A 26,654-nucleotide genomic window follows, 5' to 3' on the forward strand; every position below is an offset into this window, starting at 1 on the left:
GGCCGCATGTTCCGTCGGCGGGGCGCCGAGGAGGGTGGAGGTAGGGCAGAACAGCTGCGCGATGAGCGGGGCGTGTGGAGACGAGTAGAACGGACGGCGCCGATGGCCACGCAGTACGGGCGGTACGACCAGTACGGGCTGCATGACGAGCGGTACGACGAGCGGTACGACGAGTACGGGCACGAGGGGCGACCGCGTCGTCGGCTGCCGACCGTGCTGCGGGAGCCGGTCAGCGGGCGTCACTGGCGTGAGCTCGCCTATGTGCTGCTCGGTTTTCCGCTCAGTGTCGTGTTCTTCGTGTTCACGGTGTCCATGCTGTCGGTGGGGGCGGGTCTGCTGGTGACCTTCCTCGGGATCCCGGTGCTGGCGGCGGGGCTGGCGGCGTGCCGGGGCTTCGGGACGCTGGAGCGGGAGCGGGCGCGGGGGCTGCTGGGGCTGGAGGTGGCTCGCCCGGAGCCGTTGCGGGTGCGGGGGAAGGACGGCCGTCCGGGCGGCGTGGCGGCGTGGATGGGCGCCGTGCTGAAGAGCGGGGCGTCGTGGCGGCACGTGCTGTTCGTGCTGGTGCAGTTCCCGTGGGCGGTGTTCTCGTTCTGCGTCACCGTCACGCTGTTCTCGTTCGGCTGGACGCTGCTGACGTATCCGCTGTGGTTCTGGCTGTTCCCGATGTACGGCGGTCAGGGCGGACTGCAGTGGTACGGCGACGAGCAGCACCGGGTGTATCTGGACAACCCCTTCGAGATCACCGTCACGGCGTTGGTGGGGCTGCTCGTCACGGTGGCCATGCCGTGGATCGTGCGGGCGCTGACCACGGTGGACCGGTTGCTGGTGCATGGGCTGCTCGGGCCGTCGCGGCTGGTGTCGCGGGTGGTGGAGCTGGAGTCGGACCGGGGGGTGGTCGTGGACACGGCGGCGGCGGATCTGCGGCGGATCGAGCGGGATCTGCACGACGGGGCGCAGGCACGGCTGGTGGCGCTGGCGATGGATCTGGGGCTGGCGAAGGAGAAGCTGCGGGAGGATCCGCGGACGGCGGCGCGGATGGTGGACGAGGCGCACGGTGAGGTGAAGACGGCGTTGCAGGAGCTGCGGGATCTGGCGCGGGGGATCCATCCGGCCGTCCTCACCGACCGTGGGCTGGACGCGGCGCTGTCGTCGGTGGCCTCGCGGTGCACCGTGCCGGTGCGGGTGGAGGTCGACCTGGCGTCGCGGCCGGTGGCGGCGATCGAGGGCATCGCCTATTTCACGGTGTCCGAGCTGCTGCAGAACGTCAGCAAGCACAGTGGGGCCCGGTCGGCGTCGGTCGATGTGTGGCGGGTGGAGAACCGGTTGATGTTGCAGGTGGTGGATGACGGGGTCGGGGGCGCGGATGCCGCCGCGGGGTCGGGGTTGGCGGGGCTGGCGGGGCTGGCGGAGCGGTTGGACGCGGTGGACGGGATTCTGGTGGTGGACTCGCCGGCGGGCGGGCCGACTCGGATCACCGCGGAGTTGCCCTGGCGGGGTTGAGCGGCTGCGGGCGGCGCGTGGACGCGTCGCGCTCCGGGGCGGTGCGGGGCGGGTTCTCCTTCGCCCCCGCCGCCCCTTTCCCCTCCCCGGCAGGCCCGCCGTCCGGGAGATGTGCCCCTCCCCTCCCCATTCCTCCCGCCCACCTGCGTCGACTTCCCGTCGTCTTCCCTCCCGCGTGCTCGTTTGCCGGGCGAGGACGGGGTCGTTGCTGGGATGCTTGGGGTGTTGACCGGGTGGGTGGACGGCTGGGGGGCCGGGAGCGTGGAGGACAGGGTGCGGGTGGTCATCGCCGAGGATTCGGTGCTGTTGCGGGAGGGGCTGACCCGGTTGCTCACGGACCGGGGGCACGAGGTCGTGGCGGGGGTGGGGGACGCCGACGCGCTCGTCAAGACGATCACCGAGCTCGATGAGGAGGGGGCGCTGCCGGACGTCGTCGTCGCCGATGTGCGGATGCCGCCCACGCACACGGACGAGGGGGTGCGGGCCGCCGTGCTGCTGCGCAAGACGCATCCGGGGCTCGGGGTGCTGGTGTTGTCGCAGTACGTGGAGGAGAGGTACGCCACCGAACTTTTGGCCGGTTCGAGTCACGGGGTGGGGTATCTGCTCAAGGACCGGGTGGCCGAGGTGCGGGAGTTCGTGGATGCCGTGGTGCGGGTGGCGTCCGGGGGTACCGCGCTCGATCCGGAGGTCGTGGCGCAGTTGCTCGGGCGCAGCCGCAAGCAGGACGTGCTCGCCGGGCTTACCCCGCGCGAGAGGGAGGTGCTGGGGCTGATGGCCGAGGGGCGGACGAACTCGGCGATCGCCAAGCAGCTGGTGGTGAGCGACGGGGCCGTGGAGAAGCACGTCAGCAATATTTTTCTGAAGCTCGGACTGTCGCCGAGTGACGGGGATCACCGTCGCGTTCTTGCGGTGCTCACCTATCTCAATTCATGACGGAGTGGCACTCTCGTGATCCGGTTCGTGAAGTGGTTCACGAACCGGTTCGGTCAGGTGGTCGCCCGCTCGGTGCGTCTGCCGGGGCGACGGCCGTGGGCGGGAAATCATGGGCGGGAAGTGCGGGAACAGCAGGAATGCCAGAAAAGCAGGACTGGCAGGAATGGCAGGACGGGTGCCGGGCCGTCTCGGGGGCAGTCAACCGTCGCAGTGACGATGCCGGTCGCTGCGATCGTCCTACGAAAGGCCGAGGGAAGGTGACCCTTACAGACGTAGGGTTGATCCAGGAGGGCCTTCGGGAAGGCCCCTCCGGGACAGCCACCTCGAGGGAGGTCCAGTTCAGTGACCAGTCGGGTCAGCAGCGCAACGGGAGAGACCGGGCCGGCAGAGCAGGCCGACGGGACCGTCGTGGGAGAGCAGCGCCAATCCGGCGCGGCGGCGAAGGACGTACGCCGTCTCGACCGGGTGATCATCAGGTTCGCGGGGGACTCGGGTGACGGCATGCAGCTCACCGGTGACCGTTTCACCTCGGAGACTGCGTCGTTCGGCAACGACCTGTCCACTCTGCCGAACTTCCCCGCCGAGATCCGCGCACCCGCCGGGACCCTGCCCGGCGTCTCCTCGTTCCAGCTGCACTTCGCCGACCACGACATCCTCACGCCGGGTGACGCGCCCAACGTGCTGGTCGCGATGAACCCGGCCGCGCTGAAGGCGAACATCGGTGACGTCCCGCGCGGCGCGGAGATCATCGTCAACACGGACGAGTTCACCAAGCGGGCGATGCAGAAGGTGGGGTATGCGGCCTCGCCGCTGGAGGACGGCTCCCTCGACGGTTACCAGCTCCACCCGGTCCCCCTGACCACCCTGACCGTCGAGGCACTCAAGGAATTCGACCTCACCCGCAAGGAGGCCGAGCGCAGCAAGAACATGTTCGCGCTCGGCCTTCTGTCATGGATGTACCACCGGCCCACCGAGGGCACGGAGAAGTTCCTCCGGGCGAAGTTCGCGAAGAAACCGGAGATCGCCGAGGCGAACCTCGCCGCTTTCCGCGCGGGCTGGAACTTCGGCGAGACGACGGAGGACTTCGCCGTCTCCTACGAGGTCGCCCCGGCCGCACAGGCGTTCCCGACGGGGACCTACCGCAACATCTCCGGGAACCTGGCCCTGGCCTACGGCCTGATCAGCGCCTCCCGGCAGGCCGATCTGCCGCTGTTCCTGGGCTCGTACCCCATCACCCCGGCCTCCGACATCCTCCACGAACTCAGCCGGCACAAGAACTTCGGCGTGCGCACCTTCCAGGCCGAGGACGAGATCGCCGGCATCGGCGCGGCGCTGGGAGCGGCTTTCGGGGGGTCGCTGGCCGTCACCACCACGTCCGGTCCGGGTGTGGCGCTGAAGTCGGAGACCATCGGGCTCGCCGTCTCGCTGGAGCTGCCGCTGCTGGTGGTGGACATCCAGCGCGGCGGGCCCTCCACCGGGCTGCCGACCAAGACCGAGCAGGCCGACCTGCTCCAGGCCATGTACGGGCGCAACGGCGAGGCCCCCGTCCCGATCGTCGCCCCGCGCACGCCCGCCGACTGTTTCGACGCGGCCCTGGAGGCCGCGCGGATCGCCCTCACCTACCGCACCCCGGTGATGCTGCTCTCCGACGGCTACCTCGCCAACGGCTCCGAACCCTGGCGGATCCCGGAGCTGGACGAGCTGCCGGATCTGCGGGTGCGGTTCGCGCAGGGGCCGAACCACACCCTGGCGGACGGCACCGAGGTCTTCTGGCCCTACAAACGCGACCCGCAGACCCTCGCCAGACCGTGGGCGATTCCGGGCACGCCGGGGCTGGAGCACCGCATCGGCGGCATCGAGAAGGAGGACGGGACGGGGAACATCTCGTACGCGCCCGCCAACCACGACTTCATGGTCCGCACCCGCCAGGCCAAGATCGACGGCATCGACGTCCCCGATCTGGAGGTGGACGACCCGGACCGGGCGAGGACCCTGGTGCTGGGCTGGGGGTCCACCTATGGGCCCATCACCGCGGCGGTACGGCGGCTGCGGACGGCCGGCGAGCCGATCGCGCAGGCCCACCTGCGTCACCTCAACCCCTTCCCGCGCAATCTCGGCACCGTGTTGAAGGCCTACGACAAGGTCGTCATCCCCGAGATGAACCTGGGGCAGCTCGCCACCCTCGTACGGGCGAAGTACCTGGTCGACGCCCACTCCTACAACCAGGTCAACGGTATGCCGTTCAAGGCGGAGCAGCTCGCCGCGGCGCTGAAGGAGGCCATCGATGACTGACATCTCCAACGGTCTGCTCCAGCTGGTGCCCAAGGCCGAGGCCAGGCAGTCCATGAAGGACTTCAAGTCGGACCAGGAGGTGCGCTGGTGCCCGGGCTGCGGTGACTACGCGATCCTGGCCGCCGTGCAGGGCTTCATGCCGGAACTCGGTCTGGCGAAGGAGAACATCGTCTTCGTCTCCGGCATCGGCTGCTCCTCGCGCTTCCCGTACTACATGAACACCTACGGCATGCACTCCATCCACGGACGTGCCCCCGCCATCGCCACCGGGCTGGCGGCGAGCAGACGGGACCTCTCCGTGTGGGTGGTCACGGGTGACGGCGACGCCCTGTCCATCGGCGGGAACCATCTGATCCACGCCCTGCGCCGCAACGTCAACCTCAAGATCCTCCTCTTCAACAACCGCATCTACGGCCTCACGAAGGGCCAGTACTCCCCGACCTCCGAGGTCGGCAAGATCACCAAGTCGACGCCGATGGGGTCCCTGGACGCGCCGTTCAACCCCGTCTCGCTGGCGCTCGGCGCGGAGGCGAGTTTCGTCGCCCGTACCGTCGACTCCGACCGCAGACATCTGACGGAGGTGCTCCGTCAGGCCGCCGCCCACCCCGGCACCGCGCTGGTCGAGATCTACCAGAACTGCAACATCTTCAACGACGGCGCCTTCGATGCGCTCAAGGACCGGGCGTCGGCCGAGGAGGCGGTGATCCGGCTGGAGCACGGGCAGCCGATCCGCTTCGGCACGGACGGCGAGAAGGGCGTGGTGCGGGACGCGGCCACCGGGGACCTGAGGGTCGTGGCGGTGACGCCGGAGAACGAGGCGGCGGTCCTGGTCCACGACGCGCACTCCTCCTCCCCGACGACCGCCTTCGCCCTCTCCCGGCTCGCCGACCCCGACACCCTGCACAACACTCCCATCGGTGTCTTCCGCTCCGTCGAACGGCCCGTGTACGACACCCAGCTCGCCGAACAGCTCGACACGGCCGTCGAACAGCACGGCAAGGGCGATCTGGCCGCCCTGCTGGCCGGCGGCGACACCTGGACGGTCGTCGGGTAACGGCGACATCGTCGGTGAACGACAAGCAGTCCTCTGTGCGGCGAGGCCCCGGACACGCGATCCCGGGGCCTCGCCGTCGTTTTCGCGGATGCCGGTCTCGCGGGCGGAAGGGTGCACTCCCAGGATACTTACCTCGACACCAGTAACTTACTTCAAAGTGGGTACTTTCCTTGAGTTAGCGCTATCCCTAGGGTTAGCGGCAGACCCGCAACCCCCACGAGGAGTTCCTGAACCATGAGCATCGTCGTCACCGGAGCCACCGGACATCTCGGCCGCCACGTCGTGGAGCAACTGCTGGAGAAGGTCCCCGCGGACCGGATCACGGCCGTCGTACGCGACGAGGCCAAGGCCGCCGACTTCGCGGCCCGCGGAGTGAAGCTCGCGATCGCCGACTACAACTCCCCCGAGACCTTCGACGGCCTGTTCGCGGCCGGCGACAAGGTGCTGCTGATCTCGGGCAACGAGTTCGACAAGGGCCGTCCGGCCCAGCACCAGGTCGTCATAGACGCCGCGAAGGCGGCGGGCGTCGCGCTGCTGGCGTACACCAGCGCGCCGGGCACGCTGACCGCCGCGCTGGCCGACGACCACCGGACCACCGAGCAGGCGCTGACCACCTCGGGCGTGCCGTACACCCTGCTGCGCAACGGCTGGTACCACGAGAACTACACCGAGAACCTCGCCCCGGTCCTCGAGCACAACGCCGTCGTCGCGGCCGCCGGGGCAGGCCGGGTCTCCTCCGCCTCCCGCGCCGACTACGCGGCCGCCGCGGTCGCCGTACTGACCGGCGAGGGCCACGAGAACAAGACGTACGAGCTGGGCGGCGACGTGGCGTGGAGCTTCGCCGAGTACGCGGCCGAGCTGAGCAAGCAGACCGGCAAGGAGATCGCCTACAACTCGGTGCCCGTGGAGGTGCTCACCGGCATCCTGACCGGCGCGGGGCTGCCCGAGCCGCTGGCCGCGATCATCGCCGGCGTCGACGCGTCGATCGAGAAGGACGAGCTGGTGGTCTCCAGCGGCGACCTGTCCCGGCTGGCGGGCCGCCCGACCACGCCGATCGCTGAGGCGATCACGGTGGCGCTCAAGGGCTGACCCCGTCCCCAAGGGCACCCTCGAGTCTCCGTCCCGGAACCTCGCGTCCCCTCACCCCCGCCCTGTCATGACCGTATGCCGATACGTGCATGACAGGCGGGGGCGGTCGGCGTTACCTTCATGCACGCGTGTGTGAAGGCGCGTGAAACCTGAGAGGGAGGGGCGCCCGTGGCCGGGTCGTCGAGGAGTGAGGGCCGGACAGGCCTGCTGAACGGCTTCGCGGCGTACGGCATGTGGGGGCTGGTCCCCCTGTACTGGCCGCTGCTCAAGCCGGCCGCGGCCGGGGAGATCCTCGCCCACCGCATGGTGTGGTCCCTCGTCTTCGTGGCCGCCGCGCTGGTCGTCGTACGGCGCTGGGCCTGGGCCGGGGAGTTGCTGCGGCAGCCGCGCAGGCTCGCCCTGGTGACGGTCGCCGCCGCCGTCATCACCGTGAACTGGGGCATCTACATCTGGGCCGTGAACTCGGGGCACGTGGTGGAGGCCTCGCTCGGGTACTTCATCAACCCCCTCGTCACCATCGCGATGGGCGTGCTGCTCCTGAAGGAGCGGCTGCGGCCCGCGCAGTGGGCGGCGGTCGGCATCGGGTTCGCGGCGGTTCTCGTCCTGACGGTCGGGTACGGCCGGCCGCCGTGGATCTCCCTCTGCCTCGCCTTCTCCTTCGCCACCTACGGCCTGGTGAAGAAGAAGGTCAACCTCGGCGGGGTCGAGTCGCTGGCCGCCGAGACGGCGATCCAGTTCCTGCCCGCGCTGGGCTATCTGCTGTGGCTGTCGGCGCACGGCGGCTCCACGTTCACGGATGAGGGCACCGGGCACGCGGCCCTGCTCGCCTCGACCGGCATCGTCACCGCGCTGCCCCTGGTGTGCTTCGGGGCGGCGGCGATCCGGGTGCCGCTGTCCACCCTGGGGCTGCTGCAGTACCTGGCGCCGGTGTTCCAGTTCCTGCTCGGGGTCGTCTACTTCGGTGAGGACATGCCGGCCGAGCGGTGGGCCGGGTTCGGGCTGGTGTGGCTTGCGCTGGTGCTGCTGACGGGGGACGCGTGGCGCTCCGCACGCCGTCCGAAGGGGGCGGTCGAGGTACCGCGCGCTTCTCAGCTGGGGTCCGCCGCGGTGGACGTCTGACCGGGGCTCTGTCAACAGACGGGCCGACGGTGCCCGGCTCCGCCCGAATGTCACCGACGGCTGGTTGAGTGGGGCGTATGACACAGACCCCCGCCCCCTCACCCTCCCCCGTCCACTGGAAGCTCGTGATCGACGCCGCCGATCCGCATGCGCAGGCCGACTTCTGGGCCGGTGCGCTGCATTACACGGTGGAGGACAACAGCGGGCTCGTCGAACGGCTGCTGGCGGCCGGCGCGCTGCCGGGAGCGGCGACCGTGGAGTTCCACGGCCGGGCCGCCTTCCGGGACCTGATCGCCGTACGGCATCCGCAGGACCCGTACGACCCGGAGAGCGGGACCGGGCTCGGACGGCGGCTGCTCTTCCAGCGGGTGCCGGAGGCGAAGACCGTCAAGAACCGGCTCCATCTCGATCTGCACCCCGGGGCGGGGCTGCGGGCCGCGGAGGTCGAGCGGCTGACGGTGCTGGGGGCGAAGGTCCTGAGGGAGGTGCAGGAGCCGTCCGGGGCGTGGGTGGTGATGACGGACCCCGAGGGGAACGAGTTCTGCGTCCACTAGGGGCAGGGCGAAAAGAGGCCCGGTGACCGGCAGGTGAAACCCGCGTCCGACAGACGCGTCACGTGCCCGGCAGATGCGCCCCTCTCCGGCAGATGGGTCCCATCCCCCGGCAGATCCGGCCCCCGTCCGGTAGCCGAATCCCGTGTCCGGTTGACGCTCTTGACGCGCGGTCAGGGGCGAGTTCACCATCCTGGGACCCCATTCGCTGTGGGACCGCTGTGATCCGGCGGTTCCCGAGACTTCGGAGCCCCCCACATGAAGCTCCCCGTTTCCCGGCGTGCGGCCGGTGCCTGCGCCGCACTGTTGTCATGCTCCTGACTGGAGGATCGATAGCGGGCGCGGCGCCCGCACCCGTGGCCGCCGCGCCCGACATCCCCCTGGCGAACGTCAAGGCCCATCTGACGCAGTTGCAGTCCATCGCCACCGCCAACAGCGGCAACCGCGCCCACGGACGGAGCGGCTACAAAGCCTCGCTCGACTACGTGAAGGCCAAACTGGACGCCGCCGGATACACCACCACCATCCAGCAGTTCACCTCCTCCGGCAGCACCGGCTACAACCTGATCGCCGACTGGCCCGGCGGCAACACCGACGAGGTCGTCATGGCCGGGTCCCACCTGGACAGCGTCACGTCCGGCGCGGGCATCAACGACAACGGCTCGGGGTCCGCCGCCGTCCTGGAGACCGCGCTCGCCGTCGCCCGGGCCGGCTACCAGCCCACCGGCCATCTGCGGTTCGCCTGGTGGGGCGCCGAGGAACTCGGCCTGGTCGGGTCGCGGTACTACGTCAACAACCTCTCCTCGGCCAACCGCGCCCGCATCAGCGGCTATCTCAACCTCGACATGATCGGCTCGCCGAACCCCGGCTACTTCGTCTACGACGACGACCCCGCCATCGAGACCACCTTCAAGGGCTACTTCGCCGGCCTCGGCGTCCCGACGGAGATCGAGACCGAGGGCGACGGCCGCTCCGACCACGCCCCCTTCAAGAACGCGGGCGTTCCGGTCGGCGGGCTGTTCAGCGGTGCCGACTACGTCAAGACGGCGGCGCAGGCGGCCAAGTGGGGCGGTACGGCCGGACAGGCCTTCGACCGCTGCTACCACTCCTCCTGCGACACCACCGCCAACATCAACGACACCGCGCTGGACCGCAACGCGGACGCGCTGGCGTACGCGGTGTGGACGTTGTCCTCCTGACCGGAGAGGTCCTACCGGCCCGCGTCGCGGGCCCGTTCGGCCAGGCGGACCATGCGGGCACGGGCCGACTCAAGCTCCTCGACGTCGTCGGCGGCCGGTCCGTCCTCCGTCGCCAGCTCCGTCCACAGGCCGAGGAGTTCGGTCCCCAGGTTCAGGCCCTGCAACGGGTCGCGTACGGCACGCCAGGCCGACGCCGCGCTCTGGACGTTGCCGTACGCGGCCTCGCCGTCCCGGGCACGGCGGCAGATCCGGGCCAGGTCGAGCGAGACGTGGAAGGCGCGGAGCGGGTCCCCCGCCAGGTAGGCGATGTACGCGCTGAGTTCGCGCAGCCGGAGCACCTCGGGGTGCTCCGGTCCCAGCGTCGCGGAGGCCTCCAGCACGGTCTGCTCGGCGAGCCCCGCGGCTGCGTCGATCCGCCCGGCCCGCACGGCCTCGTTGATCCGCGCGACCGGCTCCCCGAGGAGGGCGGGGGCACCGCCCTCGCCGGGAAGGGTCCGGGGGTCGTCACCGAGCACCGCTTCCGCCACGGCGTCGAACCCCCGGGCCGGGGTGGGCTTGGGATCGGGATCGTGTTCGAGGTGTGAGGTGGGGTGCGCTGGGACGAGGGGCTTGGAGGCCGCGGGGGTCTGCCGGGTGGGCAGCGGCCTGGGGGCCTCGGGCTCGGGGGCAGAGGTGCGGGCCGATTCGGGGTCTGTCGCCGGGGCCGTCTCGTGGGTCGTCTCGGGGTCCGGGTGTCGGTTCATCGCCGGGGGCGGGCCGAAGACTCCCATGGGGGCCACGGCCGTGCCGGGGAGCGAGCCCGGCTCCTGGGCCGGTGCCGGCGGCTGCTCCGGTGGCGAGTCCTGCAGTTGCCGCAGGACATGGGTGGGCCTGTCGCTGTGGGGCTCCGGGGCCGACGCGTTCTGGGAGCGGTCCGGCTGCGGGGGCGGGGTGCGCAGGGGCTCGGCCGTGAAGTGGCTGGAGCCGTCCGGGTCGACACGCAGGGGAACGACGTAGCCGATGCGTTCGTCGTGGACCCTGGCGAGGACGGGATGTCCGGTGGCGAGGGCGATGCGATGGAGATGGCCGAGCACGGCGTGCTGGATCTCCGTACCGTCCGACACCGTGACCGGAACACCGCCTATGGTCGCCGGGCTGCCGCTCGCGCGGACATGGACGTCGAGCGGCAGGGCCACAGCGGCCGGGCGGCCGGCGCCCTTCTGTTCCCGCTGTTCGCGCTTCTTCTCGCGGCTGAGTCGAGACATCGGTTCCTCACTCGGATGCGTCGTCACGCTCCGGTCGTCCAGGTGCGCGTACGCGTACACGTACTGTTGAGTCTCTCCGTTCGCTCTCGGCAGCGCGTCACCAGGACGTCACAGCCTCGTTCCAGGACCCGTGTCCGGTTCCCCGAGGGCGGACTCGGAGAGGCTTCGGGCAGCGGACCAGGAGGAAGGGTACGGGGCATGCGGACGACGGAGGGGCGGCCGGGACCGGAGATCTGGATCCGCGGGCCGGTGCCCGTACCGGAGGCGGCGCACGCGCGGCTCCCGGAAGGGTACGGGGTGCCCGCCGTCGCCGCCCCCCGGCGCTTTTCCTGGATGGCCGCGCACGGCGGAGCCGGCGCCTCCACGCTCGCGGCGGTCTACGGCGGTCATGACTGCGGACGCAACTGGCCCGGCCCCGCCGATCCCCCGTCGGTCCTCCTCGTGGCGCGGACGCACGCGAGCGGTCTGGAGTCCGCGCTGCGGTTCCTGGAGGTGTTCCGGCGCGGGGAGGTACCGCAGGGGCTCGACCTGGACGCGGTGGTCCTGGTCGCCGACGCGCCGGGACGGCTGCCCCGCCCGCTGGTGCAGCGGATGCGGGCCGTGGAGGCGGTCGTGGACGTGTACCGCGTTCCGTGGGTGAACGAGTGGCGTCTCGGTGAGCTGGGCGGAGGGCCGCCGAGGGAGACGGAGGCGCTGGCCCGGCTCACCGGGGTGAGGCGCTGAGCGGGGAAGGGCACAGCGCCGGCCCCGGCGCCGATGCCGAACTCCCCTCGGCGGTGGAGATCCCCTCTGCCGTGGAGATCGCCTCGGGCGTGCGGGGTGGGCGGTTGCGGGCCGTTGACGTGGTCGGTGAGGCGCTGGAACGGATCGCGCGGATCGATCCCGTCCTGTGCGCCTTCGCCGAGGTGTGGGAGGCGGCGGCGGTCGAGCGGGCGCGTGAGGTGGACGTGCGGATCGGCGCGGGTGAACCGCTGCCGCTGGCGGGGGTGCCGATCGCGGTCAAGGGACGGCACGGGCTGCGGGCCGCGGGGCCGCTGCTCGCCGCGGGCTGTGTGCCCGTGGGGGCGACCGCCGTACCGGGGCCGGGTACGGCGTGGCAGACCTGGGGCCTCGGTGCCCATGGCCGCACCGTCAACCCCTGGCGGGCGGACCGTACGCCGGGCGGGTCCTCGGCCGGGTCCGCCGTGGCGGTGGCGGCGGGGCTGGTACCGCTGGCCACCGGCAGCGACGGCGCCGGCTCGGTACGGATCCCGGCGGCCTGGTGCGGGGTGACCGGTCTGAAGACGACGAACGGACGGCTGCCGTCCGCCGACCGCACGGGCCTCGCGGCACCCGGCGTGCTCGTACGGCACGCGGCGGACGCGGCGGCGTACTGGCGGGTGATGCGGGCGGGGGCGGGTGCGAGTGCGGAAAGGGAGGTGAAGGTGGGGGTGGCAGGGAGTGCGAGGGTCGTTCCTTCGGTGCCCGGTGCCGTCTTCTCGCCCGATCTCGGCTTCGCCTCGCCCGACCCCGAGCCCCTGGCCCTCGCCCGGGCCGCCGCCTCACGTCTCGCGGACGCCGGTGTCGTACGGCTGCTGCCCGACTCCGCTCCGGTGCGGCTGGAGGATCCGGCGCCGGCGTGGCTCGCTCTGCGCCGGCCGGTGACGGACGGCGGCCCGGCGGGTGGGGGCGAGCGCCCGGTCCCGTCGATCCGGAAGGTGAACGATCTGCGGCTGGCCGCGCTCTTCGCCCGGGCCGACCTGCTGCTGACGCCGACGACCCCGCACGCCGCGCACGGTCACGAAGGCCCGGGCGAGCGGTATTCGACCGCGCTCACCTGGGCGTTCAACCTGAGCGGGCATCCGGCGGCGAGCGTCCCGGCGGGGGTCGGCGCGGACGGGTGCCCGGTGGGGTTGCAGATCGTCGCGGCGCACGGACGGGAGGACCTGCTGCTGGCGGTGGCGCGGGCCGCCGAGGCGGCTGCCCTTCCGCGGATCGTCGGACGAGTCACGCGGTGATGTCCTTCGCCGTGAACCGCGCCCAGGCCGCCGAGCCGAACACCGCCACGTACAGGGCCTGCAGGCCGAGGTTCTTCACCAGGTCGTCCCAGTAGACGGGGTCGCGCACGAGGTCGGCGAAGGACAGCCAGTAGTGGGAGAACAGGTAGGGCTGGATCGCGTGCAGTTGGGGGATCTGGTCGAGGATCTGGACCGTGATCAGCAGGCCCACCGTGGTCGCCATCGCCGCGATGCCGCTGCCGGTCAGGGTGGAGACGAACAGGCCGAGCGCCGCGACGCCGGTCAGTGACGCGGCGACGACCAGGGCGATCAGCAGGGCCCTGCCCAGGCCGTCGGTGAAGCTGATCGTCGTACCGGAGATGGTGGTGAGGTCACCGAGCGGGAAGAGCAGGAACCCCACCGTCAGCGCCGAGAGGGCGACCACGAACGTGGCCACCAGACAGAAGGCCAGCACGGTCGCGTACTTGGTGAGCAGGAGGCGGGTGCGGCCGGCGGGGGCGACGAGGAGGTAGCGCAGGGTGCCGGCGTTCGCCTCGCCGGCGATCGCGTCACCCGCGACCACGCCGATCGCCATGGGCAGGAAGAACGGCAGCGTCGCGGCCAGCGCGGTGAAGACCAGGAACAGGCCGTTGTTGGTGACCTGGGCGATGAAGGCCGGCCCGCCGTCCCCTCCCGGGCCGCCGCCGGGGCCGGTGCGCGAACCGTCGCTCGTCTCGATCTTCACGGCGATGCCCACCAGGACGGGGACGGCCGCCAGGACGCCCAGCAGCGCGAGGGTGCGCCAGCGGCGGAAGGTGGTGAGCAGCTCGTTGCGGAGGAGGCCGAAGGACCACAAGGGGTTGGGTCTCGGCCGGCGGGCGGCTTCGGCCGTGACCGACCGGGTCGCCTCTGCCGGTGGCTGCGGGTCCGTCTCAGCCTGCGACATCGAAGCCCTCCCCCGTGAGTGCCATGAACGCGTCCTCCAGGGAGGCCCGTTCGACGGTGAGGCCCCGGACGCGGACCCCGGCCGTGACCAGCGCGGCGGTCACCTCCGCCAGGTCCCGGTCGGGGGGCTCGGCGGTGACCCTGTCCTCGGCGAGGGCGACGTCCGCCGCTCCCTGTTCCTTCAGTACCCGCGCCGCGTCGCCGGTGTCGGGCGTGGTCACGACCAGGCGACCGCGCGCACCGGCCGCGAGGTCCGCCACCGCACCCTGGGTGATCAGGCGGCCCTGGGCCATCACCGCGGCATGCGTGCACACCTGTTCGATCTCGTCGAGGAGGTGGGAGGAGAGGAAGACGGTGGTGCCGTCCGAGGCCAGCTCCCGCACCAGGGAGCGGATCTCCCGCATGCCCTGCGGGTCGAGGCCGTTGGTCGGCTCGTCGAGGACGAGGAGACGACGGGGCTGGAGGAGGGCGGCGGCGAGACCCAGTCGCTGTTTCATGCCGAGCGAGTACGCCTTCGCCTTCTTGCCGGCCGCGGCTCTCAGTCCCACCCGCTCCAGCGCCGCACCGACCCGGGTACGCCGGGTGCGCGGGTCGGCGGTCGGGTCGGCGGCGTCGTAGCGCAGGAGGTTGTCCCGGCCGGAGAGGAAGCCGTAGAGGGCGGGGCCCTCGATCAGGGCGCCGACCTGGGGAAGCACGGAGCGCGCGGCCCGGGGCATGGACTGCCCCAGGACGCGCGCGGTGCCGGACGTGGGCTCGATGAGCCCCATCAGCATGCGGATCGTGGTGGTCTTGCCGGAGCCGTTCGGACCGAGGAAGCCGAAGACGCTGCCCGCCGGGACGGTGAGGTCCAGGCGGTCCACGGCGAGCTGGCCGCCGCGGTAGCGCTTGGTGAGGGCCTGCGTGTGGATGACGGGTGCGTCCCCCGCGGAGGCGTCCCCCGCACGTGCCTCCCCCATGGGCGCGTCCCCCGCGGGGGCGTCCCTCGTGGGGCCGTCATCCATGGGCTCCTCCTCCGCGGTCCTCCGGCTTCGTACGGTACCGCTGCCTACTTGGCCGAGTCGGCGGCCTTCACGAGGGCGTCCTTGGTGACCGCGCCGACGTAGACCTTGCCGTCGTCCGTGACCAGGGCGTTGATCAGCCTGGTGGAGAAGACCGTGCCGGAGCCGAACTTGCCGGTCACCTTGTCGCCGAAGGAGCCGAGGAAGCCGCTCAGCGCGCCGCCGGCGTCGGAGCCGAGTTCGGAGCCCAGCTCCGAGTCCGAGGGGACGCCCTTGCCGCCGGTTTCGAGGACGGCGACGGAGGTCCAGCCCTTGCCGAGGACGTCGAAGCCGTCGGCGGCGTCGGTGCCTTCGATGCCATCGATGCCGTCGGTGCCGTCGGTGCTGCCGGATCCGTCCCCGAAGTGCTCGGGCGCGTCGGTGCCGTCCTTCGCGGTCTCCGGGTCCTCCTCGGTGACCTTGGCGCCCTTGGGCGGGGTGAAGTCGAACGTCGAGGCGGCCGGCTTGGCGAACGTCACCTGGGTGAAGCCCGCGTCGACGACGGCGGCGCCGCCGCTGGCCGGGGTCAGCGTGAACTTCAGGGGCAGACCGGTCTTGGCGTCCACGGCCACGCTGATCGCGCCGACCGTGGAACCGGACTGCTTCGGCTTGACCAGCAGCTTGTACGCGTCACGGCCCGCGACGTGCACGGTGCCGTCGACCGTGACGGAGGTCGTGTCGTCGACCGCCTTGAGGGCGTCCTCGGTGAGGTCCTTGGGCGTCGCGGGAGGTTCGCCGGCGCCGTCCGTGCTCTCGTCGGTGGTGGAGTGGTAGACCTCGTTGGAGGAGCTGTCGTAGCCCCAGACGTCCTTGCCGTTGTGGATGAGGCTGTATTCGGCGGCGTTCTCCAGGAGGGAGAGCTTCTGCCGGTCGGGGCCGTCGGCGGCGACGCGCAGGGTGTGCGTGCCGGAGGCGAGCTCGGTGAGCTTGGCAGAGGGGTCGGCGGACGAACCGTCACCACCCTTGCCCGCGGCCCCCGAGAGCAGGCCGCTCTCCAGGCCGCCGAGGTCGGGGAGGCCGAGGTCGGTGCTGATCTTCACCGTGCCGGACAGCTGCTGCACGTCCGAGGCGGCGATCTTGTCGAGGAGCTGCTGTGCGGTGATCTTCGGCAGGTCGGGGTCGCCGGAGTCGGCGAGCGCCGGAACCAGGCCGATCGTCGCGGCGGCGACGCCGATCACGGTGACCGGGACGACGTACCGCATAGCTTTGCGCCGCCCGACGCGCAGGTCGTCTGTCTCCCCGGCGGTCATGCTGTCGTCGGATACGTTCGGTGCCATGTGTGCCTTACCTCCGTCGTCGGCGGCGGCTGGTCATCTCCCGCTGAACGTCCCCACCCCGAGCCGCCATTCTCACCCGAATCGGTGAGGAGTGGTCTCTTTCCGTGCTTCCCATCTGACCAAAATGCCCGTCAGGAAACGTCAGCCCGAAGGGCCAACTCCGCATACACCTGCGGTATGACACGGGTGACACCGGCCGCGGCCGAACCCGTAGGGGTCCGGGGTGGCAGGGGTTGGGGTCGGAGGTCGGGGTGGATCAGCCTGCCCGGTGGACCACCGCGTCGCAGAGGCCCATCAGCGCCGACTTCGCGTCACACTCCGTCAGCGGCGCCAGCGCGGCGCGCGCCTCCTGGGCGTACCGCACCGTGTCCCGGCGGGCCTGTTCCAGCGCGGGGTGGGTGCGCAGCGCGGCGACCGCCTCCGCGAGCTTCGCGTCGTCGCTGAGGTCGGAGTCCAGCAGTTCGCACAGCGCGATGTCCTCGGGCAGCGACTGCTGCGCCGCCCGCTCACGGAGTCGCAGCACCGGAAGCGTGGGGACCCCCTCGCGCAGGTCGGTCCCGGGCGTCTTGCCCGACTCGTGGGAGTCGGAGGCGATGTCGAGGACGTCGTCCGCCAGCTGGAAGGCGACGCCGAGCCGCTCGCCGTACTGGGTGAGCACGTCCACCACCGTCTCGTCGGCGCCCGACATCATCGCGCCGAAACGGCAGGACACCGCCACCAGCGAGCCGGTCTTGCCGCCGAGGACGTCGAGGTAGTGGTCGACCGGGTCGCGGCCGTCGACCGGGCCCGCCGTCTCCAGGATCTGACCCGTGACCAGCCGCTCGAACGCCTCCGCCTGGACCCGCACCGCCTCCGGACCGAGGTCGGCGAGGATGTGCGAGGCGCGCGCGAAGAGGAAGTCGCCGGTGAGTACCGCGAGCGAGTTGCCCCAGCGGGCGTTCGCACTGGGCACCCCGCGCCGCACGGCCGCCTCGTCCATCACGTCGTCGTGGTAGAGGGTCGCCAGATGGGTGAGCTCCACGACGACCGCCGACGGCACGACCCCCGGCGCGTACGGGTCACCGAAGCGCGCCGCGAGCATCACGAGCAGCGGCCTGAACCGCTTCCCGCCGGCCCGCAGCAGGTGCTGGGCGGCCTCGGTGATGAACGGCACCTCACTCTTGGTGGCCTCGAGCAAGCCTTCCTCGACAGCCGCCAATCCGGCCTGGACATCGGCTTCCAGAGCCTGGTCCCGCACGCTCAGCCCGAACGGCTCGACGACGGTCACGAGGGGTCTCCTGTCTGCTGGTGTCTACTGGCGATTACGCGGTTTGTCGATAGGTCTCTGCGCTCACTCAAGTCAGCGTATCCGGTCACCTTTCGATCACCGCGAGCCCCCACGGTTACAGCCCGGGCGGTATCGGATCAACGGGCGCGTTTTCCTGATCGGCCCATACGAACAAAACACACCCTTTTAATTACTTCTTGCGACCATTGCCCGATTCACCCGTCTTGCGGAAGCCGGTGAGTTGGCTCACTTCCCACGCCTCACGGGTTCGACCTCGGCGCCACCCGAACCCCTACCCGATCCCTCGCCCCTCTCAAGCGAGTTGAAGGCTTTGCATCCACAAAGGATCAAGTACCCCATAGTTCACAGACCAAGGTCAATAGGGTTGATCTATGAATCTGCTACTTGTTCCGGACATGTGCTCTCGCATACGTTCCCGGCCTGTCCAGCGGAACGCCGAATCCTGCCGCCGCCCGGACACCCACCGAGAACGCCACGGCAGGAGCGGGGGAACCAGGTAAGTCGCCGTGCCGGACGTCTGACGACGTCCGGGGCGGCTCGGGGTGAAGTCGCGTCCTCACGGACGCGGCCGGGCAGCTCCCGCCCGAACCCGACAGCTCACCTCGCAGGCGACGGAGAGGAACTTCGCCATGCCTGCCATGCCTTCCATGTCCGCTGCCGGTCAGCCCGGCCGCACCCCCCGCCGCCTCGCCCGCACGCTCGCCGTCGCCGCCACCGGCGCCGCCGTGCTCGCCCTCCCGCTCATCGGCGCCACCACCGCCTCCGCCACGCCGGCGACCGCGGCGGCCACCACGACCGCCGGGTACGCCAACAACCTCGACGGCTGGATCCGCGAGTCCCTCGCGATCATGGCCCAGAAGGGGATTCCGGGCACCTACAACGGCATCTACCGCAATGTCATACGGGAGTCGTCCGGCAACCCGAACGCCATCAACCTGTGGGACTCGAACGCGGCCGCCGGCACCCCCTCCAAGGGCCTGCTCCAGGTCATCGACCCGACCTTCCGGGCCTACCACGTGGACGGCACGTCGTGGGACCCCTACGACCCGGTCGCGAACATCACCGCCGCCTGCAACTACGCGGCCGCCCGGTACGGCTCGATCGACAACGTCTTCGGCGCGTACTGACCGGCCCGGCTCAGGATCCGGACTCACGGACAGAGACGTTCGAGGACGACGGCCACGCCGTCGTCCTCGTTCGACGTCGTCACCTCGTCGGCCACCGCCTTCAGCTCCGGATGCGCGTTGGCCATCGCGACCCCGTGGGCGGCCCAGTCGAACATCGGGATGTCGTTGGGCATGTCCCCGAAGGCCATGGTGTCCTCGGGCCTGAGGCCCAGATGCTCGGCGGCCAGGGCCAGCCCCGTCGCCTTGGTGACCCCGCACGGCTGCAGCTCCACCGTGCCCGGCCCCGACATGGTGACCGTGGCCAGCGAACCGACCACCGCGCGGGCCGTCGACGCCAGCTCGTCGTCGGAGAGGGTGGGGTGACGCAACAGCACCTTGCTGATCGGCTCGCACCACAGGTCGTCGCGCCGCTCGACGCGCAGCGCGGGCAGCGTCGGATGCGGCATCCGGTAGCCGGGCTCGATGAGCGTCAGCCCGTCGACTCCGTCCTGGTCGACGGCCGCGTACAGCTGCCCGACCTCGGCCTCGATCTTGCCGAGGGCGGTCTCCGCGAGTTCCCGGTCCAGGGTGACCGACCACAGCAGACGGTCCGCGCCGGCGTCGTACAACTGCGCGCCCTGTCCGCACACCGCGAGCCCCCTGCTGTGCAGGCGGTCGAGCAGCGGCCGTACCCGTGGGGCCGGCCGGCCCGTCACCACGAGGTGGCGCGCACCGGCGTACGCCACCCGCGCGAGCGCGTCGAGCGACCGGTCGGAGAAGGTGTCGTCGCCGCGGAGCAGCGTTCCGTCCAGGTCGGTGGCGATGAGGGAGTACGGGACGGCGTACGGGGTGCGCTCGGCATATGCGGTGGGTGCGGCCATGATCAGAGAATACGGATCCCGCACCCGCCGGACTCGACGTGAACCGGACCAGGACGGAGTCCGGTCCTCTTCTGCCAACTCCCCTTCTTTTGTTGACCGATCGCTGTTGAACAGGGTTGACCAGAGGTTCGAGAAACAGTTTTCCGCCGCATCGCCGGGTGCAGACCGGTTGAAGGCCTCTGCACCGGTTGGCGACCATATGCTCCGCCGCCCACCGAACGCCCCGTTCGGCACGGGCCTGCGGCCTGCCGCGAACACCACGAAGAAGATCACGTCGTCGTTGACCGGTGGCATCTTCCGGTGACGGGCGGAAGCGGAGAACAGCGGCCGAACTGAGCCGCCCCGGCCTGTGCCGTGCCGCTCCGGCCAGGTCAGCCGTAACGTGTGCCGCGGTCCCCCGCGCCGTCGGCAGGGTCCAGGCGTGTGCCCGGCGAGCACGAGAGACCGCCCGCCCGAGCACACGACCGAGCACATGACCGAACGCGCGACCGAACGCATGCCCGGGCAGGTGGCCGAGCGCGGGACCGAGCAGATGACAGAACGCACGACCGAGCGTACGAAAGCGAGGCAGCACCCCATGCCCCCCTTCGACATCCCCGAGGGCGATCCCTTCGGTCCGCACAACCTTCCGTACGGCGTCTTCTCGCTCCCCGGCTCGGCGGACCGCACCGTCGGCGTCCGGCTCGGCGACCAGGTCCTGGACGCCGGTGCCGCGGCCCAGGCGCTCGGCTCGCCGCACGCCGCCCTGCTCGCCCGGCCGACCCTCAACCCCCTGCTGGCCGCGGGCCGCACCACCTGGTCGGAGGTCCGCCGCACGCTCACGGACGCGGTCACCGACCCCGCCCACCGCACCACCCTCGAACCGCTCCTCCACCCGCTCCCCTCGGTGGCCCTGCACCTCCCCTTCGAGGTCGCCGACTACGTCGACTTCTACTCCTCCGAGCACCACGCCCGGAACGCGGGCTCGATCTTCCGCCCCGACGCCGGGGACACCCTTCTGCCCAACTGGAAGCACCTGCCCATCGGCTACCACGGCCGGGCCGGCACGGTCGTCGTCTCCGGCACCGACGTCGTCCGCCCCTCGGGCCAGCGCAAGACCCCCGCCGACCCCGCCCCGGTCTTCGGCCCGTCCGCGCGACTCGACATCGAGGCCGAGGTCGGCTTCGTGGTGGGCGCTCCCTCGCGGCACGGCCACCCGGTCGCGCTGGCCGACTTCCGCGAACACGTCTTCGGGCTGTGCCTGCTCAACGACTGGTCGGCCCGCGACATCCAGGCCTGGGAGTACGTCCCCCTCGGCCCCTTCCTGGCCAAGTCCTTCGCCACCTCCGTCTCGGCCTGGATCACCCCGCTGGAAGCCCTGGAGGAAGCCCGGGTGGCACCTCCGCGGCGCACCCACCCCCTGCTGCCCTACCTGGACGACTCCGCCACCGAGCCCGCCGGCTACGACCTGCGCATCTCCGTCGCCCTCAACGGCCAGGTCGTCGCCGAGCCGCCCTTCTCCACCATGTACTGGACCGCCGCCCAGCAGCTCGCCCACCTGACCGTCAACGGCGCCTCTCTGCGGACCGGCGACCTGTACGGCTCGGGCACGGTCAGCGGCCCCGCCGAGCACCAGCGCGGCTCCCTCCTGGAACTGACCTGGAACGGCCGCGACCCGCTGGACCTCCCTGGCGGCAAGCGGACTTTCCTCGAGGACGGCGACGAGGTCACCCTGTCGGCGTGGGCGCCCGGTCCGGACGGCCTGCGAGTGGGGCTCGGGGAGGTGCGGGGACGTGTGGTCGCGGGAAGCTGACCGGCGCGAGCCCTGACTTCCACGTCCGTCGCCGTCATACTGGCGGCGACGGACGGTTCGGGTTCCTGACCCGTCCCGCCCCCGATGCGCCGCCTCCGACCACGATCCGGGAACCCGTGGCATGACTGTCTGCCTGCTCCTGCTGAGCGCCGTCGCCGTGACGGCCGCCGTGCCGGTCCCGCGTGCGCTCACCCGGGCCGAGTGGCCCGAGCGGGAGCCGGTGGTGGCACTGTGGGTGTGGCAGTGCCTGGTCGCCACGGTCCTGCTGTGCTGCCTGACGGCGCTGACGCTCGGTGCCGCCGCCGTCTTCCACACCGTCCGCACCCAGGTCTTCGCTCCCGCACCGACCGAGGTCACCGAGGCGTACGACCTCTCCGCCGCTCCACCCTGGGCGACCGCCCTGACCCTGCTGCTGGCCTGCGGGGCCGCCTGGACCACCGCCATGCTGGCCCGCGAACTCGTCGACGCCCGCCGACGCCGCGGCCAAGCCCGCGCCCACCTGCGGGAACGCGCTCCGGACCTGCCCGCCGGCCTGCCCTCGGCGCGCGGCCCGCTGCTGGTGCTGGAGGACGAGTACCCCGACGCCTGGTGGCTGCCGGGCCACCCGCCCCAGCTGATCGTCACCACCGGGGCCCTGCACCGCCTCACCGCCCACCAATTGGACGCCGTCCTCACCCATGAGCGCGGCCACGCCCGCGCCCACCACGACTGGCTCCTGCACCTCTCGACCGCCCTGGCCACCGGATTCCCCCGCATTCCGCTCTTCTCCCATTTCTGCGACCAGACCCACCGCCTGGTCGAACTCGCCGCCGACGACAGCGCCTCGCGCCGCTGCGGCCACCTGACCACCGCCCTGGCCCTGATCGAGCTGAACCAGCACCGGGGCGTCCTGTCCTGCGCCTCCAGCCACCGCCTCCTGGGCGAACGCGTCGACCGTCTCCTCGAGCCGCCGCCCCGTCTGGGCCGCAGGCACCGTGCCCTGACCACGGCCGTCGCCGGCCTGGTCCCTCTGCTCCCGCTGCTGATCGCCTTCGCGCCCGGCCTGTCGGCGCTCTCCTAGTGCCGCGGCACTAGGCATCGCCGGTCATGCCGGAGCACCTGGAGCCACGGGACGGCACAGCTGTCGGTCCGCCAGTCGGCAGGACGGTGGCAGATCTTGCTGCCCGTTCAGAGGAACCGCAGGTCAGCGCGGTATCTGACGGTTCGGAGACTGGCGCAACACTGCCGCAACACCACTATCCCGACCGGATAGCTATGGTTCCCGACATGCCGCCCACCGACCGCATCCGCGACCACGCCGGACAAGGCGCGACCACCGTCGCCGCCCACCGCGCGCGCCGTCGACTGCGTGCCGACCGGGCCCGCCAGCTCGCCGACCTGCTCCGCCGCCAACTGCTGAGCGACGCGTTCCCGGACGGTTCGCTTCCGCACGAGTCGACCCTTGCCACCGAATACCGGGCCTCCCGCAACACCGTGCGCCAGGCCCTCGATCTACTGCGCGCCGAAGGACTGGTGGAACGACTGCCGGGCGTCGGCACCGTGGTCGTCGCCCAGAAGTACCCGCACGGCCTGGACCGGCTGATGGGTCTGGCCGAAACCCTGCACGAACACGGACGCGTCACCAACGAGGTCCGCACCATGGGCCCCGTCGCCGCGCCCGCCCCGGTCGCCGACCGCCTCCGGGTACCACCGGGCGCCGACGTGCTGTACATCGAACGACTGCGCCGTCTCAACGGGCTCCCCCTCTCTCTGGACCTCACCTACATCCCGCTCGACATCGGCACCGCCCTGCTCGGCGCCGACCTGGAGAACACCGACGTCTTCCGCCTCCTGGAAGCCATCACCGGCCAGCGCCTCGGCCACGCCGAGATCACCCTCGAGGCGGTGAACGCGGACGCCAACTCCGCCGCCGTACTGGAGGCCCCGCGCGGCGCCGCCGTCCTGATGCTGGAACGCCTCACGCATCTCGCCGACGGGCGCCCGGTCGACCTGGAGTTCATCCGCTTCCGCGGCGACCGCATCTCAATGAGCGGCCTGCTGCACCGCTCCCGCTGACCCGCCTTTCCCCCTCCTCTCCCCGCGCCCTTCACCCCTTCATCGTTCGGCAGGGCCCCATCGGTTCACTGCCGCGCAGGATTTCTCTCCGTTTCTCAGGATTTTTCTGGAGACCGCCATGCCGCTGACGCCCCAGCGGGCCGACGTGCCCGTGACCATCGACGAGTCGAAGTGCATCGACGGCTGCACGCTCTGTGTGGACATGTGCCCGCTGGACTCCCTCGCCATCGACGAGAGCAACGGCAAGGCGTACATGCACGTCGACGAGTGCTGGTACTGCGGCCCGTGCGCGGCCCGCTGTCCCACCGGAGCCGTCACGGTCAACATGCCCTACCTGCTCCGGTGAAAGGCAGAACCCCCGATGAAACCCAAAGCGGTCGCCGCGTCCGCCGCCCTCCTTCTCCTTCCGCTCACCGCCTGCGGCGGCAGCGCCGAGGCCGGTGACGGCTCCACGGTCACCGTCACCGTCGGCTACCAGTCCAAGACCATCAACACGGTCACCGCCGGAACCCTGCTGCGCTCCCTCGGCTCCTTCGAGAAGCAGCTGAACTCGCTCCACGACGGCCACACCTACAAGGTCGACTGGCAGGACTACGCCACCGGCGCCCCCATCACCGCCCAGATGACCGCCGGGAAGATCGACATCGGTTCGATGGGCGACTTCCCGCTGCTCATCAACGCGGCCCGGGGCAAGCAGCTGGGCAAGCCCACGCACCTTGTCTCGGTCACCGGCTACAACCTCCGCGGCGGCCTCAACACCATCGTCACCGCGCCGGACTCCAAGCTCAACTCCCTCGAGGACCTCAAGGGCAGGAAGGTCTCCACGAGCGTGGGCTCCGCCGCCGACGGCACCCTCGTACGCGCTCTGCAGCGGGCCGGCATCGACCCGGACAAGGGCATCGAGAAGCTCAACCAGCAGCCAGCGGTCGGCGCGTCGGCCCTCTCCGCCGGCAGCGCGGACGCGCTCTCGCAGTTCGTCGCCTGGCCGGGCCTGCTCACCTACCAGGGCAAGGCGAAGGCCCTCTACGACGGCGCCCAGCTGGACCTGCCCACCTTCCACGGCGTCACCGCCCGCGAGGACTTCGCGAAGAAGCACCCGGCCGTTCTCGAGGCGTTCCTGAAGGCCCAGGCGGAGGCCACCGCCTACCTCGACAAGCACCCCGTGGCCGCCGCCGAGAGCGTCGCGAAGGCCACCGGCCTGCCCGCCGAAGTGGTCTACCTCTACAACGGCGCCCACGGCATCTCCACCTTCGACCCCGCCGTCAAGCCGCAACTGGTGTCCGCCCTGAAGAAGGACGTGTCCGTCCTGAAAGCGGCGAAACTGACCGGCGACGTCGACGTGGACTCCTTCGTCGACGACAAGTACGTGAAGAGGGCGCTCGGCTCGTCGTACGCCGAACAGCTCGCCGCGAAGCCCCCGGCGGCCGCGAGCGAGGTGTGGCCCAAGGACTCCGAGAAGACCCGGAGCTTCACAACTCCGGCCGACCTGCTGGCCTACGTCGCCCGGCACAAGGACGGCATCCGCGCCGCGTACGTCCCCGACGCCACCACCGGCACCCTCTGGTTCGCCGACAAGGCGGTCTGGGTCACCGACGGCGGGACCCTGCTGCCGTTCGTCGCTCCGGCGACCGCACAGGCCTACGTCGGCGCACACGGCGGGGCACGCGTGGTCACGTACACCGACGCGCTGGGGCGGGCGTCGTGAGGCGGTATGCGCTGCGGGTGGCGTCGGTGGCGGCCGCCCTCGGCCTGTGGCAGCTGCTGACCAGCCTGAACGTCGACCTGTGGCTGCGGTTCTCGCAGTTCCCGACGGTCGCCGACGTGGCCCGGACGTTCGCCGACCGGCTGGCCGGCGGCGACTACTGGACCGACCTCACCGACAGCCTCACCCGTATCCTCACCGGCTTCCTGCTGGCCGCCGCGCTGGGCGTGGCCACGGGTGTGCTCGTTGCGCGCTCGCGGCTCGCCGAGGACCTGCTCGGCCCGCTCCTGGAAGTCGTCCGGCCCATTCCGGCCATCGCGCTCGTGCCCGTGTCGATCCTCCTGTTCCCCTCCAACGAGCAGGGCATCGTCTTCATCACCTTCACCGCCGCCTTCTTCCCTGTCCTGGTGTCCACCCGGCACGCGGTCCGCGCGCTGACCCCCGTGTGGGAGGAGGCGGTGCGCACCATGGGCGGCGGCCGGTGGCGGATCCTCGGCTCGGTCGTCCTGCCCGGCGCGCTGCCCGGAATCTTCGGCGGACTGTCCGTCGGCATCGGCGTGTCGTGGATCTGCGTGATCTCGGCCGAGATGATCTCCGGCCAGTACGGCGTCGGCTACCGCACCTGGCAGGACTACACCGTCGTCGACTACCCGGGGGTGTTCGTCGGCATGGTCACGATCGGGGTGCTCGGCTGGGCCACCTCCACCGCGGTGGAACTCCTCGGCCGCCGCCTCACCCGCTGGCTGCCGCGCACGTCCTACGACCCCGGGGCGCGTCCCCCGAGGCAGCCGCCCCGCGCCGTCACCCCCGTACCCGCCGGGCCCCGCACCGAGAAGGACGTGCCCCATGACCAGCTCGTCTGACGTCCGCCCCGGCTCCCGCGCGGGCGCGGCGCTCGCCCTGCGCGGTGTCACCCTCGGCCGCCCCGGCGCACCCGTCCTGGACGGGGTCGACCTCGACATCGCGCCCGGCGAGATCCTCACCGTCGTCGGGCCGTCCGGCTGCGGCAAGTCGACCCTGCTGCGCACCCTGGCCGGGCTTCTGTCGCCGCTCGCGGGCGAGGTCACCCAGGACACACGTCCGCTGACCGGCCCCGCCGCCGACCGCGCCCTGGTCTTCCAGGAGGACGCCCTCCTGCCCTGGCGCACCCTGCGCGCCAACGTCGAGCTCCCGCTGGCGATTCGCGGCGTGCCGCGCGCCGAGCGCCGTACGCAGGCCGAAGCGTGGCTGGCCGGGGTCGGGCTCACCGAGCACGCCCGCCGGCTGCCCCACCGCGTCTCCGGCGGGCAGCGCCAGCGCGCCCAGCTGGCCCGTGCCCTCGCGGGGGCGCCCCGCGCCGTCCTCATGGACGAGCCGTTCGGCGCCCTCGACGCCCAGACCCGCGCCGGCATGCAGGACCTGCTGGTGGAGGTGTTGCAGGGCACGGGCGCGACCGTCGTCTTCGTCACCCACGACGTGGACGAGGCGCTGTTCCTCGGCGACCGCGTGGCCCTCCTCGGCGCGGGCCGGCTCACCGCCGTACGGGACGTGCCGCGCCCCCGCGACCGCGCCGCCCGCGACGACCCGGCGCGCCTGGCCCTGCGGCACGACGTCCTCTCCTCACCGAGCCTCTGA

General features: G+C 71.4%; 24 protein-coding genes and 1 riboswitch. Of the genes, 18 read left to right on the plus strand and 6 right to left on the minus strand.

The window, feature by feature from the left end:
- Window positions 1–102: 102 nt before the first annotated feature.
- The 8 genes from ABT057_RS34825 to ABT057_RS34860 all read left to right on the plus strand — a co-directional run bounded on the left by ABT057_RS34825 (window position 103) and on the right by ABT057_RS34860 (window position 9,737).
- A complete protein-coding gene (locus ABT057_RS34825; protein ID WP_352347842.1) occupies window positions 103–1,500 on the plus strand; it encodes a sensor histidine kinase in 1,398 nt (465 codons plus the stop codon).
- A gap of 273 nt (window positions 1,501–1,773) precedes the next feature.
- Window positions 1,774–2,433, plus strand: coding sequence for a LuxR C-terminal-related transcriptional regulator (locus ABT057_RS34830; protein WP_502974015.1), 660 nt, complete (start codon window positions 1,774–1,776; stop codon window positions 2,431–2,433).
- Window positions 2,434–2,775: 342 nt separating this feature from the next.
- Entirely contained in the window at window positions 2,776–4,725 is a 1,950-nt protein-coding gene (locus tag ABT057_RS34835) for a 2-oxoacid:acceptor oxidoreductase subunit alpha (RefSeq protein WP_352347844.1), read from the plus strand.
- Complete coding sequence (locus tag ABT057_RS34840; protein WP_352347846.1) at window positions 4,718–5,779, plus strand: 2-oxoacid:ferredoxin oxidoreductase subunit beta; 1,062 nt, start codon at window positions 4,718–4,720, stop codon at window positions 5,777–5,779. Before ABT057_RS34835 ends, ABT057_RS34840 begins: the two co-directional genes overlap by 8 nt.
- 234 nt (window positions 5,780–6,013) lie before the next feature.
- Window positions 6,014–6,868: an SDR family oxidoreductase gene (locus tag ABT057_RS34845; protein WP_352347848.1), complete on the plus strand. Its 855-nt coding sequence runs from the start codon at window positions 6,014–6,016 to the stop codon at window positions 6,866–6,868.
- A gap of 168 nt (window positions 6,869–7,036) precedes the next feature.
- On the plus strand, window positions 7,037–7,987 hold the full coding sequence (rarD, locus tag ABT057_RS34850) for an EamA family transporter RarD (RefSeq protein ID WP_352347850.1): 951 nt from the start codon (window positions 7,037–7,039) through the stop codon (window positions 7,985–7,987).
- A 77-nt stretch (window positions 7,988–8,064) separates the two neighbouring features.
- A complete protein-coding gene (locus ABT057_RS34855) occupies window positions 8,065–8,541 on the plus strand; it encodes a VOC family protein (RefSeq protein WP_352347852.1) in 477 nt (158 codons plus the stop codon).
- Between the two features lie 308 nt (window positions 8,542–8,849).
- A complete protein-coding gene (locus ABT057_RS34860; RefSeq protein ID WP_352347854.1) occupies window positions 8,850–9,737 on the plus strand; it encodes a M28 family metallopeptidase in 888 nt (295 codons plus the stop codon).
- A gap of 11 nt (window positions 9,738–9,748) precedes the next feature.
- Here the strand turns inward: ABT057_RS34860 and ABT057_RS34865 are convergent, their stop codons facing one another.
- The gene (locus tag ABT057_RS34865; protein ID WP_352347856.1) at window positions 9,749–10,981 is read right to left on the minus strand and encodes a tetratricopeptide repeat protein; all 1,233 of its coding nucleotides are present in this window, start codon (window positions 10,979–10,981) and stop codon (window positions 9,749–9,751) included.
- A gap of 198 nt (window positions 10,982–11,179) precedes the next feature.
- On the opposite strand from ABT057_RS34865, the gene ABT057_RS34870 reads away from it, so the two are divergent.
- Both ABT057_RS34870 and ABT057_RS34875 read left to right on the plus strand, forming a co-directional pair.
- A complete protein-coding gene (locus ABT057_RS34870; RefSeq protein ID WP_352347858.1) occupies window positions 11,180–11,704 on the plus strand; it encodes a DUF6668 family protein in 525 nt (174 codons plus the stop codon).
- A 71-nt stretch (window positions 11,705–11,775) separates the two neighbouring features.
- The gene (locus tag ABT057_RS34875; RefSeq protein WP_352347860.1) at window positions 11,776–12,978 is read left to right on the plus strand and encodes an amidase family protein; all 1,203 of its coding nucleotides are present in this window, start codon (window positions 11,776–11,778) and stop codon (window positions 12,976–12,978) included.
- Here the strand turns inward: ABT057_RS34875 and ABT057_RS34880 are convergent.
- The 4 genes from ABT057_RS34880 to ABT057_RS34895 all read right to left on the minus strand — a co-directional run bounded on the left by ABT057_RS34880 (window position 12,968) and on the right by ABT057_RS34895 (window position 17,483).
- Entirely contained in the window at window positions 12,968–13,903 is a 936-nt protein-coding gene (locus ABT057_RS34880) for an ABC transporter permease (RefSeq protein WP_352347862.1), read from the minus strand. The genes ABT057_RS34875 and ABT057_RS34880 overlap by 11 nt on opposite strands.
- Window positions 13,890–14,858, minus strand: coding sequence for an ABC transporter ATP-binding protein (locus ABT057_RS34885; protein WP_352347939.1), 969 nt, complete (start codon window positions 14,856–14,858; stop codon window positions 13,890–13,892). The genes ABT057_RS34880 and ABT057_RS34885 overlap by 14 nt, the downstream gene beginning before the upstream one ends.
- Before the next feature lie 89 nt (window positions 14,859–14,947).
- Window positions 14,948–16,216: a LolA family protein gene (locus ABT057_RS34890; RefSeq protein ID WP_352347864.1), complete on the minus strand. Its 1,269-nt coding sequence runs from the start codon at window positions 16,214–16,216 to the stop codon at window positions 14,948–14,950.
- A 256-nt stretch (window positions 16,217–16,472) separates the two neighbouring features.
- The gene (locus tag ABT057_RS34895) at window positions 16,473–17,483 is read right to left on the minus strand and encodes a polyprenyl synthetase family protein (protein ID WP_352347866.1); all 1,011 of its coding nucleotides are present in this window, start codon (window positions 17,481–17,483) and stop codon (window positions 16,473–16,475) included.
- Window positions 17,484–18,001: 518 nt separating this feature from the next.
- Window positions 18,002–18,130: riboswitch (cyclic di-AMP (ydaO/yuaA leader) on the plus strand.
- Window positions 18,131–18,151: 21 nt separating this feature from the next.
- Between ABT057_RS34895 and ABT057_RS34900 the strand changes: the two genes are divergently transcribed.
- Window positions 18,152–18,631: a transglycosylase SLT domain-containing protein gene (locus tag ABT057_RS34900; RefSeq protein ID WP_352347868.1), complete on the plus strand. Its 480-nt coding sequence runs from the start codon at window positions 18,152–18,154 to the stop codon at window positions 18,629–18,631.
- Between the two features lie 23 nt (window positions 18,632–18,654).
- Here the strand turns inward: ABT057_RS34900 and ABT057_RS34905 are convergent, their stop codons facing one another.
- On the minus strand, window positions 18,655–19,491 hold the full coding sequence (locus ABT057_RS34905; protein ID WP_352347870.1) for an HAD family hydrolase: 837 nt from the start codon (window positions 19,489–19,491) through the stop codon (window positions 18,655–18,657).
- Window positions 19,492–20,068: 577 nt separating this feature from the next.
- Here ABT057_RS34905 and fahA point away from each other — a divergent pair.
- The 7 genes from fahA to ABT057_RS34940 all read left to right on the plus strand — a co-directional run bounded on the left by fahA (window position 20,069) and on the right by ABT057_RS34940 (window position 26,654).
- Window positions 20,069–21,283 carry a fumarylacetoacetase gene (fahA, locus tag ABT057_RS34910; RefSeq protein WP_352347940.1) on the plus strand — a complete coding sequence of 405 codons (1,215 nt, stop codon included), beginning with the start codon at window positions 20,069–20,071 and terminating at the stop codon, window positions 21,281–21,283.
- A gap of 121 nt (window positions 21,284–21,404) precedes the next feature.
- Entirely contained in the window at window positions 21,405–22,343 is a 939-nt protein-coding gene (locus ABT057_RS34915; RefSeq protein WP_352347872.1) for a M56 family metallopeptidase, read from the plus strand.
- Between the two features lie 206 nt (window positions 22,344–22,549).
- Window positions 22,550–23,338, plus strand: coding sequence for a GntR family transcriptional regulator (locus tag ABT057_RS34920; RefSeq protein ID WP_352347874.1), 789 nt, complete (start codon window positions 22,550–22,552; stop codon window positions 23,336–23,338).
- A gap of 118 nt (window positions 23,339–23,456) precedes the next feature.
- Complete coding sequence (locus ABT057_RS34925) at window positions 23,457–23,684, plus strand: 4Fe-4S dicluster domain-containing protein (protein ID WP_352347876.1); 228 nt, start codon at window positions 23,457–23,459, stop codon at window positions 23,682–23,684.
- 15 nt (window positions 23,685–23,699) lie between these two features.
- Window positions 23,700–25,043 (plus strand): ABC transporter substrate-binding protein, encoded by a 1,344-nt coding sequence (locus ABT057_RS34930; RefSeq protein ID WP_352347878.1) that lies wholly within the window; start codon window positions 23,700–23,702, stop codon window positions 25,041–25,043.
- Complete coding sequence (locus ABT057_RS34935; protein ID WP_352347880.1) at window positions 25,040–25,903, plus strand: ABC transporter permease; 864 nt, start codon at window positions 25,040–25,042, stop codon at window positions 25,901–25,903. Before ABT057_RS34930 ends, ABT057_RS34935 begins: the two co-directional genes overlap by 4 nt.
- Complete coding sequence (locus ABT057_RS34940; RefSeq protein WP_352347882.1) at window positions 25,887–26,654, plus strand: ABC transporter ATP-binding protein; 768 nt, start codon at window positions 25,887–25,889, stop codon at window positions 26,652–26,654. Before ABT057_RS34935 ends, ABT057_RS34940 begins: the two co-directional genes overlap by 17 nt.

This window comes from Streptomyces sp. NPDC002588 (assembly GCF_040295925.1).
Lineage (GTDB): Bacteria > Actinomycetota > Actinomycetes > Streptomycetales > Streptomycetaceae > Streptomyces.

Excerpts from the sequence above, each read along its gene's own strand:
- ABT057_RS34825 (WP_352347842.1), top strand. The coding sequence starts at position 103 with ATGGCCACGCAGTACGGGCGGTACGACCAGTACGGGCTGCATGACGAG.
- ABT057_RS34840 (WP_352347846.1), top strand. The coding sequence starts at position 4,718 with ATGACTGACATCTCCAACGGTCTGCTCCAGCTGGTGCCCAAGGCCGAG.
- ABT057_RS34845 (WP_352347848.1), top strand. The coding sequence starts at position 6,014 with ATGAGCATCGTCGTCACCGGAGCCACCGGACATCTCGGCCGCCACGTC.
- ABT057_RS34855 (WP_352347852.1), top strand. The coding sequence starts at position 8,065 with ATGACACAGACCCCCGCCCCCTCACCCTCCCCCGTCCACTGGAAGCTC.
- ABT057_RS34860 (WP_352347854.1), top strand. The coding sequence starts at position 8,850 with ATGCTCCTGACTGGAGGATCGATAGCGGGCGCGGCGCCCGCACCCGTG.
- ABT057_RS34865 (WP_352347856.1), bottom strand. The coding sequence starts at position 10,981 with ATGTCTCGACTCAGCCGCGAGAAGAAGCGCGAACAGCGGGAACAGAAG.
- ABT057_RS34870 (WP_352347858.1), top strand. The coding sequence starts at position 11,180 with ATGCGGACGACGGAGGGGCGGCCGGGACCGGAGATCTGGATCCGCGGG.
- ABT057_RS34880 (WP_352347862.1), bottom strand. The coding sequence starts at position 13,903 with ATGTCGCAGGCTGAGACGGACCCGCAGCCACCGGCAGAGGCGACCCGG.
- ABT057_RS34885 (WP_352347939.1), bottom strand. The coding sequence starts at position 14,858 with ATGGGGGAGGCACGTGCGGGGGACGCCTCCGCGGGGGACGCACCCGTC.
- ABT057_RS34890 (WP_352347864.1), bottom strand. The coding sequence starts at position 16,216 with ATGGCACCGAACGTATCCGACGACAGCATGACCGCCGGGGAGACAGAC.
- ABT057_RS34900 (WP_352347868.1), top strand. The coding sequence starts at position 18,152 with ATGTCCGCTGCCGGTCAGCCCGGCCGCACCCCCCGCCGCCTCGCCCGC.
- ABT057_RS34905 (WP_352347870.1), bottom strand. The coding sequence starts at position 19,491 with ATGGCCGCACCCACCGCATATGCCGAGCGCACCCCGTACGCCGTCCCG.
- fahA (WP_352347940.1), top strand. The coding sequence starts at position 20,069 with ATGCCCCCCTTCGACATCCCCGAGGGCGATCCCTTCGGTCCGCACAAC.
- ABT057_RS34915 (WP_352347872.1), top strand. The coding sequence starts at position 21,405 with ATGACTGTCTGCCTGCTCCTGCTGAGCGCCGTCGCCGTGACGGCCGCC.
- ABT057_RS34920 (WP_352347874.1), top strand. The coding sequence starts at position 22,550 with ATGCCGCCCACCGACCGCATCCGCGACCACGCCGGACAAGGCGCGACC.
- ABT057_RS34925 (WP_352347876.1), top strand. The coding sequence starts at position 23,457 with ATGCCGCTGACGCCCCAGCGGGCCGACGTGCCCGTGACCATCGACGAG.
- ABT057_RS34930 (WP_352347878.1), top strand. The coding sequence starts at position 23,700 with ATGAAACCCAAAGCGGTCGCCGCGTCCGCCGCCCTCCTTCTCCTTCCG.
- ABT057_RS34940 (WP_352347882.1), top strand. The coding sequence starts at position 25,887 with ATGACCAGCTCGTCTGACGTCCGCCCCGGCTCCCGCGCGGGCGCGGCG.